This window comes from Streptomyces sp. SID5464, assembly GCF_009862985.1.
Taxonomy (GTDB): domain Bacteria; phylum Actinomycetota; class Actinomycetes; order Streptomycetales; family Streptomycetaceae; genus Streptomyces; species Streptomyces chartreusis_D.
In genome coordinates this window covers 625,623-641,997 of the sequence record NZ_WWIQ01000022.1, presented here as the reverse complement: position 1 = coordinate 641,997, position 16,375 = coordinate 625,623, and the positions used below count along the sequence as shown (strand labels likewise).

Below are 16,375 nucleotides of genomic sequence, written 5' to 3'. Positions count from 1 at the left end.
GGGCGGCACGGGTGGGCGCAGCGGCACCCCGTACCGCCGGGTTGCGGACCCACCGCGCCTCAGCGACAACGCCGAGCGCCCCGCAACGCCGAGCTCAGGAAAGCTGGCGCGCTTCCGACGTCACCCCAGGGCCAGCCAAGCCACCGCCGCGACCACCGCGACGGCGATGACGACGCCGAGGATGAGACCGATACGCGGCCCGCCACTCGTCGGCGCGGCCTGCCGCCCCTGCGGCGCCTCGTCGACGAACGCGCGGAACATCTGGGTGCTGCCGGCGGGGTCGTGATTGCCCTGCGGGGCCTGGTTGTTAGCCATGGCCCGAGACCCTAGCGAAAACGCCGGGGCTCCCCAAGTGGGGGTTGGCATTCCGTTCAGTCCCAGCCGCCCCCTCCCCCCGGCCTCACGACCTGCACATTTACTACCGCAATACTTGCCTTTGCCAAGTTTTTATACCTTCCTCACCACTTTTATTTGCCTGCAGCAACCAACAGCTCCTATGGTTGCCCAAAGCAACGAAAGCGGGAGGTGTCATGGCCGAGAGGGCGCAGTACGAAGAGCTGGTCCGCCAGTTCAGTGCCTTCGGCGCCGTGAAGCGGGAGCTCGGCCGGATCATGCCGGCCGACTGCCCCGGCGGGTCGGCGGCCGTCCTGACCGTCCTCGGGCGCCACGGCGACATGCGCATGAGCAAGCTCGCGGAGCTGCTCGCGGTGGACATGTCGGTCACCAGCCGCCATGTCGCGCACGTCGTGGCGCGCGGCTGGATCGAACGCTCCCCCGACCCCGCGGACAAGCGCTCCCGGATCCTGCGCCTCACGCCCGCGGGCCACGCACAGCTCGACGAGCTGTCCCGGCGGACCACCGAGGTCCTCGCCGAGCGCCTGAGCGACTGGACCGACGAGGACGTCGGCCGGCTCACCGACCTGATGGCCCGGCTGAGGGAGAGCTTCGACTGCCGGCCCGCGACCCGGGCGGCACCACCCGCTGTCGAACAGACCACCCGTACACCCGCAAGCACGTAAGAAAAGGAAGCCCATGGCAACGACCACACCAGCCGGTGTGCGGGCTCATGCCAAGCACGGGGGAGGCTCCCACGGCCCCTCCGGCGGCGGCGCTCCGATGACGCACCGGCAGATCATGGAGGCCCTCACCGGTCTCCTGCTCGGCATGTTCGTCGCGATCCTGTCGTCGACGATCGTCTCCAACGCCCTGCCCCGGATCATCGGCGACCTCGGCGGCGGCCAGAGCGCCTACACCTGGGTCGTGACCGCGTCCCTGCTGACCATGACCGCGTCGACGCCGCTGTGGGGCAAGCTCGCCGACCTGTTCTCCAAGAAGCTGCTGATCCAGCTCGCCCTGGTCGTCTTCGTCCTGGGGTCTGCGGCGGCCGGCATGTCGCAGAACCCCGGCATGCTCATCACGTTCCGCGCGGTCCAGGGCATCGGCATGGGCGGTCTGTCCGCACTGGCCCAGATCATCATGGCGGCGATGATCTCGCCGCGTGAGCGCGGACGGTACAACGGCTACCTGGGTGCCGTCTTCGCCACGGCCATGGTCGGCGGTCCGCTGGTCGGCGGTGTCATCACCGACACCGACTGGCTCGGCTGGCGCTGGTGCTTCTACGTCGGCGTGCCCTTCGCCGTGATCGCCCTGATCGTGCTCCAGAAGACCCTGCACCTGCCCGTGGTGAAGCGGAAGGTCAAGGTCGACTGGGCCGGCGCCTTCTTCATCACCGCGGCCGTCTGCCTGCTGCTGGTCTGGGTGACCTTCGCCGGCGACAAGTACGACTGGCTGTCGTGGCAGACGTACGCGATGGTCGGCGGCTCGGTCGTGCTGCTGGCGCTGTTCGTCCTGATCGAGGCGAAGGCGAGCGAGCCGATCATCCCGCTGCGGCTGTTCCGCAACCGCACCATCACGCTGGCCTCCGTGGCCTCGCTGTTCGTCGGTGTCGCGATGTTCTCGGGGACCGTGTTCTTCAGCCAGTACTTCCAGCTGGCGCGGGACAAGTCGCCGACGATGTCCGGCGTCATGACCATCCCGATGATCGCGGGCCTGTTCGTCTCCTCCACCGTCTCCGGCCAGGTCATCACCCGGACCGGGCGCTGGAAGGGCTGGCTGCTCGGCGGCGGTGTGCTGGTGACGGCCGGGCTCGGCCTGCTGAGCACGATCCGGTACGACACCGAGTACTGGCACATAGCGATCTTCATGGCGCTGATGGGCCTCGGCATCGGCATGATGATGCAGAACCTGGTGCTCTGCACGCAGAACCAGGTGGAGCCGGGCGACCTGGGTGCCGCCAGTTCCACGGTGACCTTCTTCCGGTCCCTGGGCGGTGCCGTGGGCGTCTCGGCGCTGGGCGCGGTCCTGGGCAACAAGATCACCGACTACGTCAAGGACGGCCTCGCCGGTCTCGGCGCCCAGGGCGCGGCCCTCGGCCACGCCGGCACGGGCGAGGGCAACATCCCCGACCTCGGTGCGATGCCCGCGCCGATCCGCACCGTCGTGGAGAGCGCCTACGGCCACGGTGTCGCGGACGTGTTCCTCTACTCGGCTCCGTTGGCGCTGCTCGCGCTGCTGGTGTCGCTGTTCATCAAGGAGGTCCCGTTGAAGACGAAGGGTGGGCTGGCACAGGCGGCGGCGGACGCCGACGCCCGCGCGGAGGCTCCCGCCGAGTCGGCCGCCGAGGCCCCCGTCGCGGAGAAGGCCGTGCCGAGCTGGGCCGTGGCGGACACCGAGGCCGCCGACGGCACCGGGCCCGAGGGCACGCAGCGGCTCGCCGCCGTCGCCACGGTGGCCCGGGCCGAGGAGCCCGCTTCCGGTGGGAACGGTGTGCCGGTCCGCGGCTTCGTCCGCGGCAACGAGAGCACCCCGGTGCCGCAGGCCGCCGTCACGCTGATCTCGCTGGCCGGGCGTCAGCTGGGCCGGTCGGTGGCGCAGGCCGACGGCTCCTACGGCCTCGACGCGCCGGGCGCCGGGTCGTACGTCCTGATCGCCTCCGCCGACGGCTACCAGCCGCAGGCGTCCACGGTCGTGGTGAACGGCGAGCCGGTCGCCTACGACATCCTGCTCAGCGGCACCAGCGGCCTGACCGGCCTGGTGCGGGCCGCCGACGGCGGGCAGCCGGTCAAGGACGCGATGGTGATCGTCACCGATGTGCGCGGCGACCTGCTGGCCACCCAGGCGACCGGTGAGCAGGGCGAGTTCTCCTTCGCCGAGCTGGTGCCCGGGGCGGTGACCGTCGCGGTCAACGCCGCCGGGTACCGGCCGCGCGCCCTGCCCGTCGAGGTGGGCGGCACCGGCATCACCCGGGTCGAGATCGACCTGGACTCGGGCGCCCGCGTCCAGGGTGTCGTCCGCGCCCCGCACGGCCCGCTGGCCGATGCCCGGGTGACGCTGGTCGATCAGGCGGGCAACGTCGTCGGCTCGGCCACGACCGGTTCGGACGGGGCGTACGCCTTCACCGACCTGGACGGCGGCGAGTACACCGTCATCGCCACGGGCTACCCGCCGGTGGCCACCGCCCTGACGGTCACGGGCCGCGGCACCGACGCCCACGACATCGAACTCGCCCACCCCGGCGAGTAGGACAAGCCCCGGCCCGTGGCGGCGGGCGCGCTCCGAGCGGAGGTGCGCCCCTGCCACGGGCCGGTTTCATTCCGAGGAGTTACCTGAGATGGGACTGACCGCGAGGATCCGTACCCGGGACGGTTGGGCCGTGTCGCACGCGGTCGTCACCGTGGCCGACATGACCGGTGCGCAGGCGCTGCGTGCCGAGGCCGACGCGGAGGGCGCCGTCCGGGACGCGACGCCGCTGGAGCCGGGGGCGTACACCGTCATCGTCACCGCCGTCGGCTACGCGCCCGCGGCCTCCAGTGTGATCGTCACGGCGAGCGGCCGGGCCGAGGTCGGCACGGTGACGCTGGCACGGCAGGGCGGCACCGAGCTGCCGCCGCCGGGGCCGTGGACCGTCGACCCGGTGCACTCCAGCGTGGCCGCCGTGGCACAGCACCTGGGCATCTCCAGCGTGCACGGCCGGTTCACGGAGTTCTCCGGCTCGATCGAGATCGCCCCGGACGACGTCACCAAGTCGCGTGTGGAGGCGGTGATCCGGGCCGCGTCCATCGACACCGGCAACGGCATGCGCGACGGGCACCTGAAGTCGCCGGACTTCCTGGACGTCGAGCGGTTCCCCGAGATCACCTACCGTTCGACGGGGCTCACGGCGACCGGGTCCGACCGGTGGACCGTGCACGGCGAGCTGGGGATGCACGGCGTCGTACGTCCGGTCGACCTGGACCTGGCCTACCTCGGCACGGGCCCGGACCCGTGGGGCGGCACCCGTGCGGCGTTCCGCGCCACGACCGAACTGCACCGCGAGGACTTCGCGATGAACTACAACCAGGTCCTCCAGGCCGGCATCGCCGCCATCGGCACGACGCTCAAGGTGGAGCTGGACATCCAGGCCGTGCAGGGCGAGTCACTTCCGGCTGTCTGAGGCCGGGCCGGAGACCTTCGCCACCAACTGGTCGCACAGGTCGCGCAGTTTGACGTTCCGGTGCTGCGAGGCGCGGCGCAGCCGCTCCAGCGCGTCCCGGGCGTCGATCCGCTCCCGGGCCATGAGGATGCCGATCGCCTGGTCGATGACGCTGCGGGAGAGCAGCGCGGTGCGCACGTCGGCCGCCGACTGGCGCCGGTGCTCGATGCGCAGCGCCACGTCGATCGCGTCCCCCGCCCGTGCGGCGAACACACGGGCGGCGTGCCGGCCCGCGTCCAGCACTCCGGGCCGCACGCCGTAGAGGTTGATCGCGGCGCCCGTCCCGCCCTCCACGGCGACCGGCACGGCCAGTGCGCAGTGGACGCCCGCGGAGAGCGCGTACCGCGTGTACGCCGGCCAGCGGGACTCCGTGGCCAGGTCCGGCGCGTACTGCTCGGTGCCGGTCTCGGCGGCGTCGACGCAGGGACCCGAGCCGTTCTCGTACTGCCGCTGGTCCAGGCCGCTGGGCAGGCCGTCGCTGCCGGCCAGGGTGAGCAGCCGACCGCCACGACTCACCGTGATGCTGCACGCGGCGGCGCCCGGCACCTCCTGAACCGCGCGGTCGGTCAGATCGCGCAGCAGGGTGTCGAGACCGCTGCTGCGCACCATCGCCTGGTCCAGCGTGTCGGACGTCTCGGAGCTCATGAACGTACGGGTATCCCGTCGGCGTCCCTTAACGCCCCCGCCCTGACTCTCAGCGGCTCACGTGGAGTTGTGAGCGCTGACGATCTTGCGGGCCAGATCGCGCAGTTTGACGTTCTCCCGCTGGGAGGCCCGCACCAGGCTCTCGAAGGCCGCGGCCGCGTCGATGCCCTGGCGCTCCATGAGGATGCCGGTGGCCTGGCCGATCAGGTCCCGGGTGTGCATGGCCTCGGTGAGCTGCTCGCGCACGGTGGCGGAGTCCAGGGCGATGCTGACGTGCGCGGTGAACAGCCGGCCGATGCGCGTCGCGTCCTCGTCGAAGGCGCCCGGTTTGCGCGCATAGGCCGTGAGCACGGTCAGCCGGCGGCGGTCGGCGCGCAGCCGCAGCGACAGCGCCGAGCGCAGTCCGAGGGCCGACAGCACGTCCCAGCCGTCGTCGGCCTCGCTGTCCGTTATCCGCGCCACCGGGCTGTGCCACAACTGCTCCCAGTGCCCGTGCGGTTCACGGCCGCCGTGCCGGGCCTCGGCGGAGCGCACGACGTCGTCGGTCCAGGCGAGCGTGCGGAACTTGTTGCCGCGCTCGATCTCGGAGATGCCGGCGTGCTCGGCCCCGGGCATGATGTGCACGGCCAGCCGGACCGCCGTGCGCAGCGTGTTGTGCGGGGTGGGTGTCTCGTGCAGTTGCTGAGACGCCACCGTCAGGGCCTCGGCCAGCTCGAAGCCGACCGGAAAACGGGGCAAATCAGGAAACTCGGACGCAGCCACCACGAACCTCTTCGGCATGCACGACCATGGCCGTGCGCAGGAGAGCTCCGCAGCACATTCCCGACTGCGAGCACAGGACGGACAGCACTCTAGCTGCTCGGTTGCATCCAGGTGACGTCCGGCCGACGGCCGCCCCAGGCGCTTCCGTGGCCGCGCCCCGGCATGGTGGAATGGGCCTGAGGGTCAGGAAGCGGCCTTACCGGAGTCCGGACGAACGTCTGCCAGGTGAGTGCTGTGACTTTCCTCCCGAATCCCACCCAACCGCGCGGTCTGCCAGGCCGCGTCCACTTCACCATGCCCGCGGAGATCGACTTCTGCAACGCGGAGCAGCTGCTTCCGCTCATCGTGTCCGAGACCCGGGCCCATGGTGACCGGCTGGAGGTGCTCGTCCTCGACCTCACCGCGACCCGCTTCATGGACTCCCAGGGCATCCGCCTCATCAACGACGTGCGCCACCGGCTGCGCCCCGGGGCCCGGATGCGTCTGGTGGCACGGCCGGACGGTGTCACGAGCCGCGTACTGGAGCTGACCGGCCTGCGCCGGGACGTGCCCGTGTACGACAACCTCACCGAGGCCATGGCGTCGTAGGCTGCCTGGCATGGCACCGAACATCGCGACGAACACCCGCGTCTCCCTCGACGAGTTGCTCGACTTCGTACGCCCCCGGCACCACGCGATCCTGCTGACCCGGCGGTCCGACGGCGGCCCCCAGGGCTCGCCGCTGACCTGCGGGGTCGACGACTCCGGCCGGATCGTGGTCTCGACGTACCCGGAGCGGGCGAAGACCCGCAACGCCAAGCGGGACCCCCGGGTGAGCCTGCTCGTCCTCAGCGACGACTGGAACGGCCCCTGGGTCCAGATCGACGGCACGGCCGAGGTCGTCGACACCCCCGACTCCGTCGAACCGCTCGTGGAGTACTACCGAAACATCGCCGGGGAGCACCCCGACTGGGACGAGTACCGCGCGGCCATGCTCAAGCAGGGCAAGTCGATCATCCGGATCACCCCGGAGCGGTGGGGGCCGGTGGCGACCGGCGGGTTCCCGGCACGGCTGGTCGAGGGGGGGTAGGGGGGAACTCCCGCTCAGGCTTCTCGCTCCCGGGCGACCATCGCCTCGATGCCCGCGATCAGCAGTTCCAGCGCGTACTCGAAGTCGCGCTCCAGCATCTCGGCGACGGTGTCGCCGCCGCGCGCCGCCATGATCTCCTGGGACTCCTTGATGACGTCGGCGGCCTGCGGGGCCGCGGTCACGGTGCTCAGGGCCTGCTGGAAGTACTCGTCCACGGTCATGCCGCCGGCCTTGGCGCGGGCGGAGAGATGGCCCTCCAGCGTGCCGTAGCCGTAGACGAACTGGAAGACGGCCGAGATCGTGCTCGTCAGGCGTTTCGCGGGCAGCCCGGTCCTGCGGACCACGCGCTGTACGGCCCGGGAGAAGGCCAGGTTGTTGGGGCCGATGTTGAGGAAGACGCCGACCAGCGCGGACACCCAGGGGTGCCGCACCAGCAGCGTCCGGTACTCCCACGCGAGGGCCCGCACCTGGTCGCGCCAGTCCTCGTCGGCGTCCGGATCGGGCAGCCGCATCTCGCCCATGACCTCGTCCAGGGCGAGTTCGAGCAGGTCGTCCTTGGTGTCGACGTACCAGTAGACGGACATCGCGGTGACGTTCAGCGCGCCGGCCAGCCGCCGCATCGAGAACCTGGCCAGCCCCTCGGCGTCGAGCAGCCGGACGCTGACCTCGATGATGCGCGCGCGGTCCAGCCCCGAGGGCTGACCTCCACCGCGCCGCCGGTGCGCCTTGCTCTCCAGCCAGACGCTGGACCGCGGCTGACTCTCCCGAGCCGCTTTCGCCATGGCGCACCTTCCTCGACTCGCCGACGCCGATCATGCTAGGCGTCCCGAAAGGGGCGCGGGGAACTGCACTCCTAGACGGATTCTGCCCGCTCAGCCCGCCGCAACAACGCCGCCGCGACCAACCCACCGGCCAGCACAGCCACCGCCCCCACCAACTGACTGGTCTCCAACCCGGAGGCGAATGCGTCAGAGATGCGCGCCTTCTCCTCAGCCGAGTCCGCTGCCGCGAGTGCCGCCGGCAACGACGCCGCCGATACGGCGACCAGCGACGCGAACCGCGAGTTGAGCACCGCACCGAGGACCGCCACACCGAGCCCGTTGCCGAACTCCGCGAGCGTCCCGTTGATGCCCGCTCCCACACCCGCCTTCTCGGGCGGTATCGCGCTCATGATCGCGTTGGCCATCGCCGGCATGGACAACGCCACACCCGCGCCCATCACGACCAGGCCGAGCAGCATCCCGCCGTACCCGTGCCCGCCGAGCAGCGCGATCGCCGCCAGACCGGCCGACACCAGCGTCATGCCGAGCGCGATGGCCCCCGGCGTACCGACCTTGAGCACCAGCTTCGCGCCGAGCCCGGTGAAGTTGAGCGCGACCACGGTCAACGCCAGCGGCGCCGTCCGCAGGCCGGCGTCCAGCGGCTCGTAGCCGAGCACGAACTGGAGGTGCTGGGTGAGCAGGAACAGCGAGCCCGTCATGCCGAACGCCACGAGGATCGCGCCCGCGACCGCGCCGACGAACTTCTGGTTGCGGAAGAAGTGCATGTCGAGCATCGGGTGCTCGGTCCGCAGCTCCCACACCACGAAGATCCCGAGTACGGCCACGCCGATCAGCGCGGAGACCAGCACCTGGCCGGACGTCCAGCCGTGCTCGGGGCCGGTGATGATCGCGTACACGACGGACGTCATGCCGATGGTCGACAGCACAGCGCCGACCAGGTCGGGCCGGTCGCCCGCCTTGTGCTTGGACTCCGGCACGAGCGCGGCGACCGCGATCAGGCCGAGCACCGCGACCGGGATGTTGATCAGGAAGATCGCGCCCCACCAGAAGTGGTTCAGCATCACTCCGCCGAGCAGCGGCCCGGCCGCGAAACCGAGTGAACTGACCGTCGACCACAGCGCGATGGCCTTGACCCGCTCCTGGTCGTCGAAGATCTGCACGACGACGGCGAGGATCGTGGTCATCAGCAGCGCGCCGCCGACGCCCATGCCGGCGCGGGCCGCGATCAGCTGAGCCGGGCTCTGGGACAGTCCGGCCGCCAGCGAGCCCACGCCGAAGATCGCCAGTCCCGACATCAGCAGCAGCTTGCGGCCGTAGCGGTCGGCGGCGTTGCCCGCCGTGAGCAGCAGGCCGGACTGCACCAGTGAGTAGGCGTTCATCATCCACTGGACGTCGGCGGTCGTCGCGTCCATCTCGCGGGTGAGCGAGGGGATCGCCACGTTCAGGATCGTGTTGTCGAGCAGCACGGTGAGCTGCGCGAGGCAGATGACAGCGAGGATGAGCCAGCGCTGGGGGTGGCCGCCGGGTGCCGTCTGCGGCGGGGCCTCTTCCTGGGGGGACGTCGTCATGCTGTACACCGTAGAAGGATTCCCATACGCCGTACAACCGAGTAATCGCGCCCTGGAGAAGGGCCGTGGCTCCCGGCCACGGCCCTTCTCCCGGTCAGCGGTCCGTCAGCTGCTCGCCTTCTGCGTGAGGTCGTAGAAGGTGGCCGAACCGGCCGTCACCTTCTTGAAGTTGGCCTCGACCCAGGAGGTGATCCGGGAGGACGTGCCGTCGCTGCTGCCGCCCATGCCGCCGCGCGTGCCGGACGCGATGAAGTAGTGGATCTTTCCTTCCTCCACGTACTTCTTGAACTGGGCCAGGGTCGGGGACGGGTCCGTGCCGTTGAAGCCGCCGATGGCCATCACCGGCTCGCCGGTGGACAGCTGGTAACTCGCGGCGTTCTGGGCCCCGATGGCCGCCGCGGCCCAGGTGTACCGGTCGGCGTCGGTCTCCAGCAGCTTCCTGGCCTCGGAGCCGACGCTGGCGCCGTTGAGCAGACCGCCGATGCCGCCACCCCCGCCCATGCGGCCGCCGTCGCCGGTCGGGCCGCCCGGGGCGGTGTTCCGGCCCTGCTGGTTCTGGCCACCGCCCGGGAAACCGCCGCCGGGGAAGCCGTTGCCCTGCCCGCCCCGGGCGTTGCCGTTGCCGTTCTGCTGGTTCTGGCCGCCGCCCGGGAAGCCACCGGCGCCGGGCCCACCGCCGCCGGGACCGCCGGCGCCGCCCGGACCGCCCCGGCCGCCCGCGACCGCCGGGCCCGCCGTGACGATCGAGCCCGTGTGCCCCTCGTTCAGCGTGGTGAGCGTGTACGCCGCCGGACCGGCCAGCGCCGCGACCAGGCCCAACCCGGCCGCTCCCAGGGCCAGTCCGTGCCCCAGCCGGCCGGCGAAGATCAGGCCGAGGGCCGCCGTCAGACCGCCGACCAGGACGAGCCACTTCAGCCAGGGCAGGTAGTCGGAGGAGCGGTTGAGCAGGACGTAACCCCAGGCCGCGGTGGCCGTCATCGCGGCCGCCAGGGTCAGCGACGCCCAGACCTTGTCACGCTTCTCCCAGAGCAGCACCGAGCCCATGCCGATCAGCGGCGCGATGTAGGGGGCGAGCGCCACCGTGTAGTACTCGTGGAAGATGCCCTGCATGTAGCTGAAGACCAGCATGGTCGTGAGCAGTGCGCCGCCCCAGACGAGGAACGAACCCCGCGTCACCGACGTACGCCCGGTCTTGCGCGTGGCCACCAGGCCCGCGACGAGCAGGATCAGCGCGGCCGGGATCAGCCAGGAGATCTGGCCGCCGATGCTGGAGCTGAACAGGCGGTCCCAGCCGGTCTCTCCCCAGTTGCCACCGCCGTTGCCACCGCCGCCTCCCACGCTGCCGGTCTCGTCGCCGTTGAGGCGGCCCAGGCCGTTGTAGCCGAAGGTCAGTTCCAGGAAGCTGTTGTTCTGCGAGCCGCCGATGTACGGGCGGGAGGACGCGGGCCACAGCTCGACGATCGCCACCCACCAGCCACCGGAGACGACCAGCGCGACCGTGGCGAGGGCCAGTTGCCCGAGGCGCTTCTTCATCCGCACCGGCGCGCACACGGCATGGGCGAGGGCCAGGGGCGGCAGGATCAGGAAGGCCTGGAGGGTCTTGGTGAGGAAGGCGAAGCCGATGGCCACCCCCGCCCACACCAGCCACCTGGTGCGGCCGTCCTCCAGGGCCCGGATGACGAAGTAGCAGGCCAGCGCCATCAGCAGCGCCAGCATCGCGTCCGGGTTGTTGAAGCGGAACATCAGCGCCGCGACGGGCGTGAGCGCCAGCACCGCACCCGCGATCAGACCGGCCGCGGGGCTGAACCGGCGGCGCACGGCGGCGTACACGACGGCCACCGTGCCGACGCCCATGAGGACCTCGGGGACGAGGATCGCCCACGAGTTGAGGCCGAAGATCCTGACCGACAGTTCCATCGGCCACAGGGAGGCCGGGGGCTTGTCGACGGTGATGGCGTTGGAGGCGTCGAGGGAGCCGAAGAAGAAGGCCTTCCAGCTCTTGCTGCCCGCCTGGACGGCCGCCGAGTAGAAGGAGTTGGCGTAGCCGGAGGCGCTCAGGTCGTACAGGTGGAGCAGCAGGGTCGCGAGCAGCAGGCCGAGGAAGGCCGGGCGTGCCCAACGGGGGTCCTCGGGCCGGCCGCGCCACAGGCGCCGTACGAAGGGCGGGTTCTCGGCGGGTGCCGCCGGGGGCCGTTCCCAGGTCGGGGGACTCGTATCCCTCACGTGGGTCGTCCGGTCGTGGTACGTCGTCATCGGGCGTTCCTCGGGTCGGTGTCGGTCAGGCGCACCGGCTGGAGCTGCATGGTGCTGTCCGGCCAGGTGCGGTCCGCGACGTCACCGACGCGGAACCGGGTGGTGTCGTAGGGGGCGTACTGGGTGTTCGTGTCCACGACCGTCGAGAGCTCGGGCTCGTCACGCCGGTCCGGGAACACCCACGCCCGGAAGAGCAGGAAGCGCAGCACGGTCGCCGCGAGGTTGGCGGCGATGAGGACCGCCAGCTCGGTGGAGTGCGCGGGTTCGGACGTGGCCGCGCCCAGCGCGGCGAGCGAGCCGCTGGTCAGGGCGAGTCCGATACCGAAGACGACCAGGCCCTGCGCCTGGTGCCGTACGGCTCCGCCGCGCCCGCGCACCCCGAAGGTGAGCCGCCGGTTCGCGGCGGTGTTGGCGATCGCCGAGACCAGCAGGGCGAGGGCGTTGGCGGCCTGGGAGCCGGTGAAGAGGCGGAAGCCGCTGTAGAGGAGCAGGTAGAAGAGGGTGGAGAGGCCGCCGACGACGCAGAAGCCGACCAACTGGCGGGCGAGGCCCCGCGGTACGTCCGTGATCTCACGGTCGCGCGGGTCGTCGCCGAACGGCCGGGTGAGCCGGTCCAGCGGCAGCGAACCGGTGGCCAGGGCCCTGCCGACCCGCCACACGCCCTTGAGGTCGTCGGTCGCGGTCCTGACGATGTGCACGGTCGAGTCGGGGTCGTCGACCCAGTCGACCGGCACCTCGTGGATACGCAGGCCCGCGCGCTCGGCGAGCACCAGCATCTCGGTGTCGAAGAACCAGCCGGTGTCCTCGACCAGGGGCAGCAGCACCTGCGCCACGTCACGGCGGATCGCCTTGAACCCGCACTGGGCGTCCGAGAAGCGGGCGTGGAGCGAGCCGCGCAGGATGAGGTTGTAGGCCCGGCTGATGAACTCCCGCTTGGGCCCGCGCACCACACGCGAGCTGTGGGTTAGCCGGGAGCCGATCGCCAGGTCCGAGTGACCGGAGATCAGCGGCGCCACCAGCGGGAGCAGGGCGTTGAGGTCGGTGGACAGGTCCACGTCCATGTAGGCGAGGACCGGAGCGTCCGAGGCCGACCAGACGGCCCGCAGCGCCCGGCCCCGGCCCTTCTGCTCCAGGCGGAAGAGGGCGACCTCGGGGAGCTCCGCCGCCAGCCGGGCCGCCACCCGCGGGGTGGTGTCCGTGGAGGCGTTGTCCGCGATCGTGATGCGGAACGGGTACGGGAAGGTGCGGGCGAGGTGCTCGTGCAGTCTGCGGACGCACGGCTGGAGGTCCTTCTCCTCGTTGTAGACGGGGATCACTACGTCCAGGACAGGCGTACCGGCTGGTGCGGCCGGGAGGTGCTCCCGCGCCGGCAGGGTGCCGGGAGAAGAATCGGTTCGCATGGAACCGACTTTCGTCAGGCGCCCTGTTGTGCCCATGTGGTGACGCTGTGGCGTGCCTGTGAGTGCTGCTGCCAGCTCATTTCCGGCTGCGGCTGCGCCGGCAGCGCGGGCAGGTGCACCGTGAACACGGTCCGCCCGGGCACGCTGTCGACGGTCACGGCACCGCCGTGCGCGGCCGCCACGGCCTGCACGATGGCGAGGCCGAGACCGGTCGAGCCGGTGGCGCGGGACCGCGCGGAGTCGCCGCGCGCGAACCGTTCGAAGACGTGCGGCAGCAACTCGGCCGGGATGCCCTGCCCGTTGTCCTCGACGTCCACGCACAGCCAGGTGCCGCGCCGCTGCACGCGTGCGGTGACGGTCGTGCCGGGCGGGGTGTGGTTGCGGGCGTTGCCGAGCAGGTTGACGAGGACCTGTTGCACCCGGGCCGCGTCAGCCGACACCAGCGCGGGCTCGTCGGGCAGGTCGAGACGCCAGACGTGGTCCTGTCCGGCCGCACGGGCGTCGCTGACCGTGTCGACGACGAGCGGTACGAGGTCGGTCTGCTCGAACGTGAGCGGCCGCCCGGCGTCCAGCCGGGCGAGCAGCAGCAGGTCCTCGACGAGGAGGGTCATGCGCCCGGCCTCGGACTCGATCCGCCCGAGGGCGTGCCGGGTGTCGGGTCCGACGTCCTCCCTGCCGCGCCGGGTCAGCTCGGCGTACCCGCGGATGGAGGCCAGGGGGGTCCGCAGCTCGTGACTGGCGTCGGCGACGAACTGCCTGACCCGCATCTCGCTCTGCTGCCGTGCGTGCAGGGCGCCGTGGACGTGGTCGAGCATCCGGTTGAGCGCGGCGCCGACCTGGCCGACCTCGGTGTGCGGATCGGTCTCGGAGTCGGGGACCCGTTCGCTGAGGTTGACCTCGCCGGTGTGCAGGGGGAGTTCGGAGACCCGGGTGGCGGTGGCGGCGACGCGGCGGAGGGGGCGGGTGGCGACGCCGACGAGCACGGAACCGGCCAGTCCCGCGGCGGCCAGTCCGGCTGCCGTGACGCTGATCTCGACCAGGATGAGGGTGTTGACGGTGTTGGTGACGTCCGTGGTCGGGATGGCCACGTAGTAGCTGCCCTTGTCACCGCTCTTGTACTCGACCCGGTACTCGCCGAGGCCCGGGATGTCGATGGTTGCCGGCTGTCCCTCGGTCTGTGGCACGGAAGCGAGGGCGGCTCTCTGTGCGGAGTTCAGCGACCGTGCGCTCATCCGGTAGTTGTCTTCCGAGACGCCGTACGCGGACTCCGTGATCCGGCCGCCCTCGATCTTGGCGGCGACCGTACCGCCCGGCTGCGGCCCCCTCGTGACGAAGTCGGTGAGGCTTTCGTTCTTCGTCTTCGCGGGCCCGTCGGCCCCGACCTCGCCCGGCTCCCGGGGCGGGCTGAGCGCGGCCCTGGACGCGGCTCCGTCGAGCTGCCCGTCCAGCTGCTCGTACAGATGCGACCTGAGGGCGAGGGTCGTCACGGTCCCGATCACCGCGCACACCACGGCGATCAGCACCACGGACGCGACGACGAGCCGGGTCCGCAGCGTGCGCGGCTTGCGCGCTCGCGACAGCCCGCCCGTCCTCTGCTGCGTACTCGGCCGTCGCCGTCCGCTCATGAGGCCGCGGGCTTGATCAGGTAACCGGCACCACGCCGGGTGTGGATCATCGGCTCGCGCCCCGCGTCGATCTTCCGCCGCAGATACGAGATGTACAGCTCGACGACGTTGGCCTGCCCGCCGAAGTCGTACGACCACACGCGGTCGAGGATCTGCGCCTTGCTGAGCACGCGCCGCGGATTGCGCATCAGGAACCGCAGCAGCTCGAACTCGGTCGCGGTCAGGTGGATGTTCTCACCGGCCCGGGTGACCTCGTGGCTGTCCTCGTCGAGGGTGAGGTCGCCGACGACCAGCATGGAGTCGGAGCGCCGGTCGGCGGCACCGGACCGCCGTATCAGCCCGCGCAGCCGCGCGACGACCTCTTCGAGGCTGAACGGCTTGGTGACGTAGTCGTCCCCGCCTGCCGTCAGCCCGGCGATCCGGTCCTCGACGGCGTCCTTGGCGGTGAGGAAGAGAACCGGCACGTCCGGCAGCTCACGGCGCAGCCGGCCGAGTACCGCCAGCCCGTCCATGTCGGGCAGCATCATGTCGAGGACGACGGCGTCGGGCCGGAAGTCGCGCGCGGTCTGGAGGGCGCCCTGGCCGTCTCCCGCGCTCCGGATCTGCCAGCCCTCGTAGCGGAGGGCCATGGACAGCAGTTCGGTGATCGACATCTCGTCGTCCACCACAAGCACTCGGACGGGGCTCCCGTCCGGCCTCAGCAGTTCGGTGCGCCCCTGGGGCGAGGTCGTGGTCATGGTGCACACGATGTCGGCGTGCTCTGAGAGCACCCTTTCGGCAACCTGTGATTTCCCTGAGAAACACACAGGTGCTTCTCAGGGAACGCCTGGGAATCGGGAGGGTCAGAACAACCCGTCCTGCACACCTGCCTTCTCCTTGAACCCCCGCACCGGCACGGTGAGTTCCGAACCCTCGGCGGGCACCAGCTCCCATCCGCTCATCAGCCGCGTGTCCAGCACGACGACCCCACCCCCGGTCGCCAGATGCAGATCGGGCCCGGCAGCGGCCACGAGCTCCCCGCTCACGACCCCACCGGCGACGAGCTCGCCCACTTCCCCGACCGCGACGGGCAGACCGGCGAGCCCGAACACCTCCAGGTGATCGACAACGCGCAGGGGCTCCCGCGCGAGCGACTCCGGCCACCCACCGAGCGCGACCGCCCGCGCGTGCAGCTCGGCGACCTCGACGGCCCGGTCGGCCGCAGCCTCCGGAAGCACGGCCCGCACGGCCCGCTTCTCGACGTAGGGGATCCGGTCGGGCACCCGCAGCGCGGCCCGCAACAACTCCTCCGTACGCCGCGCGGCCATGAGCGGCCCGGCACCGAGCCAGCTGAAGCACACGGCCCCCTGCTCCAGCAGCCGCGCGGAGCCCCGCTCCTGCGCCGTGATCCCGACCTTGACCATGCCGGGCCCGAACCACGCCAGATACACGCGATACGGCCGCGGGTCGTCGGCGATCGTGTCGGCGGCCACGGAGTGCGCCCGGTCCAGCCGCGCACACTCCTCGCACCGCGCCCCCGTACTCCGCCCCGACACGGCCGCCCCCGTCGGACAGGCATGCCCCCGAGCCCCCACGCAGGTCCGCACGCCCCCCTCCGCGACCCCGAAGGCCACCCGTTTCCCCCAGGTCAGCGCAGTGCGCCGCCCGCCGTGCCACACCAGCACGGGACCGTCAGCCGACCACCGCAGCCCCGAGCACTTCCATGCCTGTGCCATCTCTGCCGAGCGTAGAGGGCACCAC

The 16,375-nt window shown here is 71.3% G+C and carries 15 protein-coding genes; 5 read left to right on the top strand and 10 right to left on the bottom strand.

What is annotated here, in order from left to right; translation table 11 throughout:
* Positions 1–120: 120 nt before the first annotated feature.
* Positions 121–315: a hypothetical protein gene (locus GTY47_RS18480; RefSeq protein ID WP_010032989.1), complete on the bottom strand. Its 195-nt coding sequence runs from the start codon at positions 313–315 to the stop codon at positions 121–123.
* Between the two features lie 215 nt (positions 316–530).
* On the opposite strand from GTY47_RS18480, the gene GTY47_RS18475 reads away from it, so the two are divergent.
* From GTY47_RS18475 to GTY47_RS18465, 3 genes are all read left to right on the top strand, one after another.
* Entirely contained in the window at positions 531–1,019 is a 489-nt protein-coding gene (locus GTY47_RS18475; RefSeq protein ID WP_010032988.1) for a MarR family transcriptional regulator, read from the top strand.
* 13 nt (positions 1,020–1,032) lie between these two features.
* A complete protein-coding gene (locus GTY47_RS18470) occupies positions 1,033–3,582 on the top strand; it encodes an MFS transporter (RefSeq protein ID WP_086012451.1) in 2,550 nt (849 codons plus the stop codon).
* Between the two features lie 88 nt (positions 3,583–3,670).
* Positions 3,671–4,492 carry a YceI family protein gene (locus GTY47_RS18465; RefSeq protein WP_010032985.1) on the top strand — a complete coding sequence of 274 codons (822 nt, stop codon included), beginning with the start codon at positions 3,671–3,673 and terminating at the stop codon, positions 4,490–4,492.
* On the opposite strand, the gene GTY47_RS18460 is transcribed toward GTY47_RS18465, so the two are convergent.
* Together GTY47_RS18460 and GTY47_RS18455 are read right to left on the bottom strand one after the other, a co-directional pair.
* On the bottom strand, positions 4,475–5,176 hold the full coding sequence (locus GTY47_RS18460) for a GAF and ANTAR domain-containing protein (protein ID WP_010032982.1): 702 nt from the start codon (positions 5,174–5,176) through the stop codon (positions 4,475–4,477). The two genes, GTY47_RS18465 and GTY47_RS18460, sit on opposite strands and share 18 nt — an antisense overlap.
* A gap of 57 nt (positions 5,177–5,233) precedes the next feature.
* On the bottom strand, positions 5,234–5,956 hold the full coding sequence (locus GTY47_RS18455) for an ANTAR domain-containing protein (protein ID WP_050810139.1): 723 nt from the start codon (positions 5,954–5,956) through the stop codon (positions 5,234–5,236).
* A 216-nt stretch (positions 5,957–6,172) separates the two neighbouring features.
* Here GTY47_RS18455 and GTY47_RS18450 point away from each other — a divergent pair, with 216 nt between their 5' ends.
* Together GTY47_RS18450 and GTY47_RS18445 are read left to right on the top strand one after the other, a co-directional pair.
* Positions 6,173–6,526 carry an STAS domain-containing protein gene (locus tag GTY47_RS18450; protein WP_050810138.1) on the top strand — a complete coding sequence of 118 codons (354 nt, stop codon included), beginning with the start codon at positions 6,173–6,175 and terminating at the stop codon, positions 6,524–6,526.
* Between the two features lie 10 nt (positions 6,527–6,536).
* Positions 6,537–7,007, top strand: a complete 471-nt coding sequence (locus GTY47_RS18445) for a PPOX class F420-dependent oxidoreductase (RefSeq protein WP_010032979.1) — start codon at positions 6,537–6,539, stop codon at positions 7,005–7,007.
* Between the two features lie 14 nt (positions 7,008–7,021).
* Here GTY47_RS18445 and GTY47_RS18440 read toward each other — a convergent pair whose 3' ends face one another.
* The 7 genes from GTY47_RS18440 to GTY47_RS18410 all read right to left on the bottom strand — a co-directional run bounded on the left by GTY47_RS18440 (position 7,022) and on the right by GTY47_RS18410 (position 16,350).
* Entirely contained in the window at positions 7,022–7,789 is a 768-nt protein-coding gene (locus GTY47_RS18440) for a TetR/AcrR family transcriptional regulator (protein WP_010032978.1), read from the bottom strand.
* A gap of 71 nt (positions 7,790–7,860) precedes the next feature.
* Positions 7,861–9,357: an MFS transporter gene (locus GTY47_RS18435; protein WP_010032977.1), complete on the bottom strand. Its 1,497-nt coding sequence runs from the start codon at positions 9,355–9,357 to the stop codon at positions 7,861–7,863.
* 105 nt (positions 9,358–9,462) lie between these two features.
* A complete protein-coding gene (locus tag GTY47_RS18430) occupies positions 9,463–11,610 on the bottom strand; it encodes a glycosyltransferase family 39 protein (protein ID WP_010032975.1) in 2,148 nt (715 codons plus the stop codon).
* Positions 11,607–13,010: a bifunctional glycosyltransferase family 2/GtrA family protein gene (locus tag GTY47_RS18425; protein WP_029180701.1), complete on the bottom strand. Its 1,404-nt coding sequence runs from the start codon at positions 13,008–13,010 to the stop codon at positions 11,607–11,609. The genes GTY47_RS18430 and GTY47_RS18425 overlap by 4 nt, the downstream gene beginning before the upstream one ends.
* Positions 13,011–13,024: 14 nt before the next feature.
* Entirely contained in the window at positions 13,025–14,635 is a 1,611-nt protein-coding gene (locus GTY47_RS18420; RefSeq protein ID WP_010032971.1) for a HAMP domain-containing sensor histidine kinase, read from the bottom strand.
* Positions 14,632–15,372 carry a response regulator transcription factor gene (locus GTY47_RS18415; RefSeq protein ID WP_010032969.1) on the bottom strand — a complete coding sequence of 247 codons (741 nt, stop codon included), beginning with the start codon at positions 15,370–15,372 and terminating at the stop codon, positions 14,632–14,634. The genes GTY47_RS18420 and GTY47_RS18415 overlap by 4 nt, the downstream gene beginning before the upstream one ends.
* A gap of 105 nt (positions 15,373–15,477) precedes the next feature.
* Positions 15,478–16,350: a DUF2797 domain-containing protein gene (locus GTY47_RS18410; RefSeq protein WP_029180699.1), complete on the bottom strand. Its 873-nt coding sequence runs from the start codon at positions 16,348–16,350 to the stop codon at positions 15,478–15,480.
* Between the last annotated feature and the right edge of the window lie 25 nt (positions 16,351–16,375).

Excerpts from the sequence above, each read along its gene's own strand:
- GTY47_RS18460 (WP_010032982.1), bottom strand. The coding sequence starts at position 5,176 with ATGAGCTCCGAGACGTCCGACACGCTGGACCAGGCGATGGTGCGCAGC.
- GTY47_RS18475 (WP_010032988.1), top strand. The coding sequence starts at position 531 with ATGGCCGAGAGGGCGCAGTACGAAGAGCTGGTCCGCCAGTTCAGTGCC.
- GTY47_RS18410 (WP_029180699.1), bottom strand. The coding sequence starts at position 16,350 with ATGGCACAGGCATGGAAGTGCTCGGGGCTGCGGTGGTCGGCTGACGGT.
- GTY47_RS18440 (WP_010032978.1), bottom strand. The coding sequence starts at position 7,789 with ATGGCGAAAGCGGCTCGGGAGAGTCAGCCGCGGTCCAGCGTCTGGCTG.
- GTY47_RS18445 (WP_010032979.1), top strand. The coding sequence starts at position 6,537 with ATGGCACCGAACATCGCGACGAACACCCGCGTCTCCCTCGACGAGTTG.
- GTY47_RS18425 (WP_029180701.1), bottom strand. The coding sequence starts at position 13,010 with ATGCGAACCGATTCTTCTCCCGGCACCCTGCCGGCGCGGGAGCACCTC.
- GTY47_RS18415 (WP_010032969.1), bottom strand. The coding sequence starts at position 15,372 with ATGACCACGACCTCGCCCCAGGGGCGCACCGAACTGCTGAGGCCGGAC.
- GTY47_RS18465 (WP_010032985.1), top strand. The coding sequence starts at position 3,671 with ATGGGACTGACCGCGAGGATCCGTACCCGGGACGGTTGGGCCGTGTCG.
- GTY47_RS18420 (WP_010032971.1), bottom strand. The coding sequence starts at position 14,635 with ATGAGCGGACGGCGACGGCCGAGTACGCAGCAGAGGACGGGCGGGCTG.
- GTY47_RS18435 (WP_010032977.1), bottom strand. The coding sequence starts at position 9,357 with ATGACGACGTCCCCCCAGGAAGAGGCCCCGCCGCAGACGGCACCCGGC.
- GTY47_RS18480 (WP_010032989.1), bottom strand. The coding sequence starts at position 315 with ATGGCTAACAACCAGGCCCCGCAGGGCAATCACGACCCCGCCGGCAGC.
- GTY47_RS18470 (WP_086012451.1), top strand. The coding sequence starts at position 1,033 with ATGGCAACGACCACACCAGCCGGTGTGCGGGCTCATGCCAAGCACGGG.
- GTY47_RS18455 (WP_050810139.1), bottom strand. The coding sequence starts at position 5,956 with ATGCCGAAGAGGTTCGTGGTGGCTGCGTCCGAGTTTCCTGATTTGCCC.
- GTY47_RS18430 (WP_010032975.1), bottom strand. The coding sequence starts at position 11,610 with ATGACGACGTACCACGACCGGACGACCCACGTGAGGGATACGAGTCCC.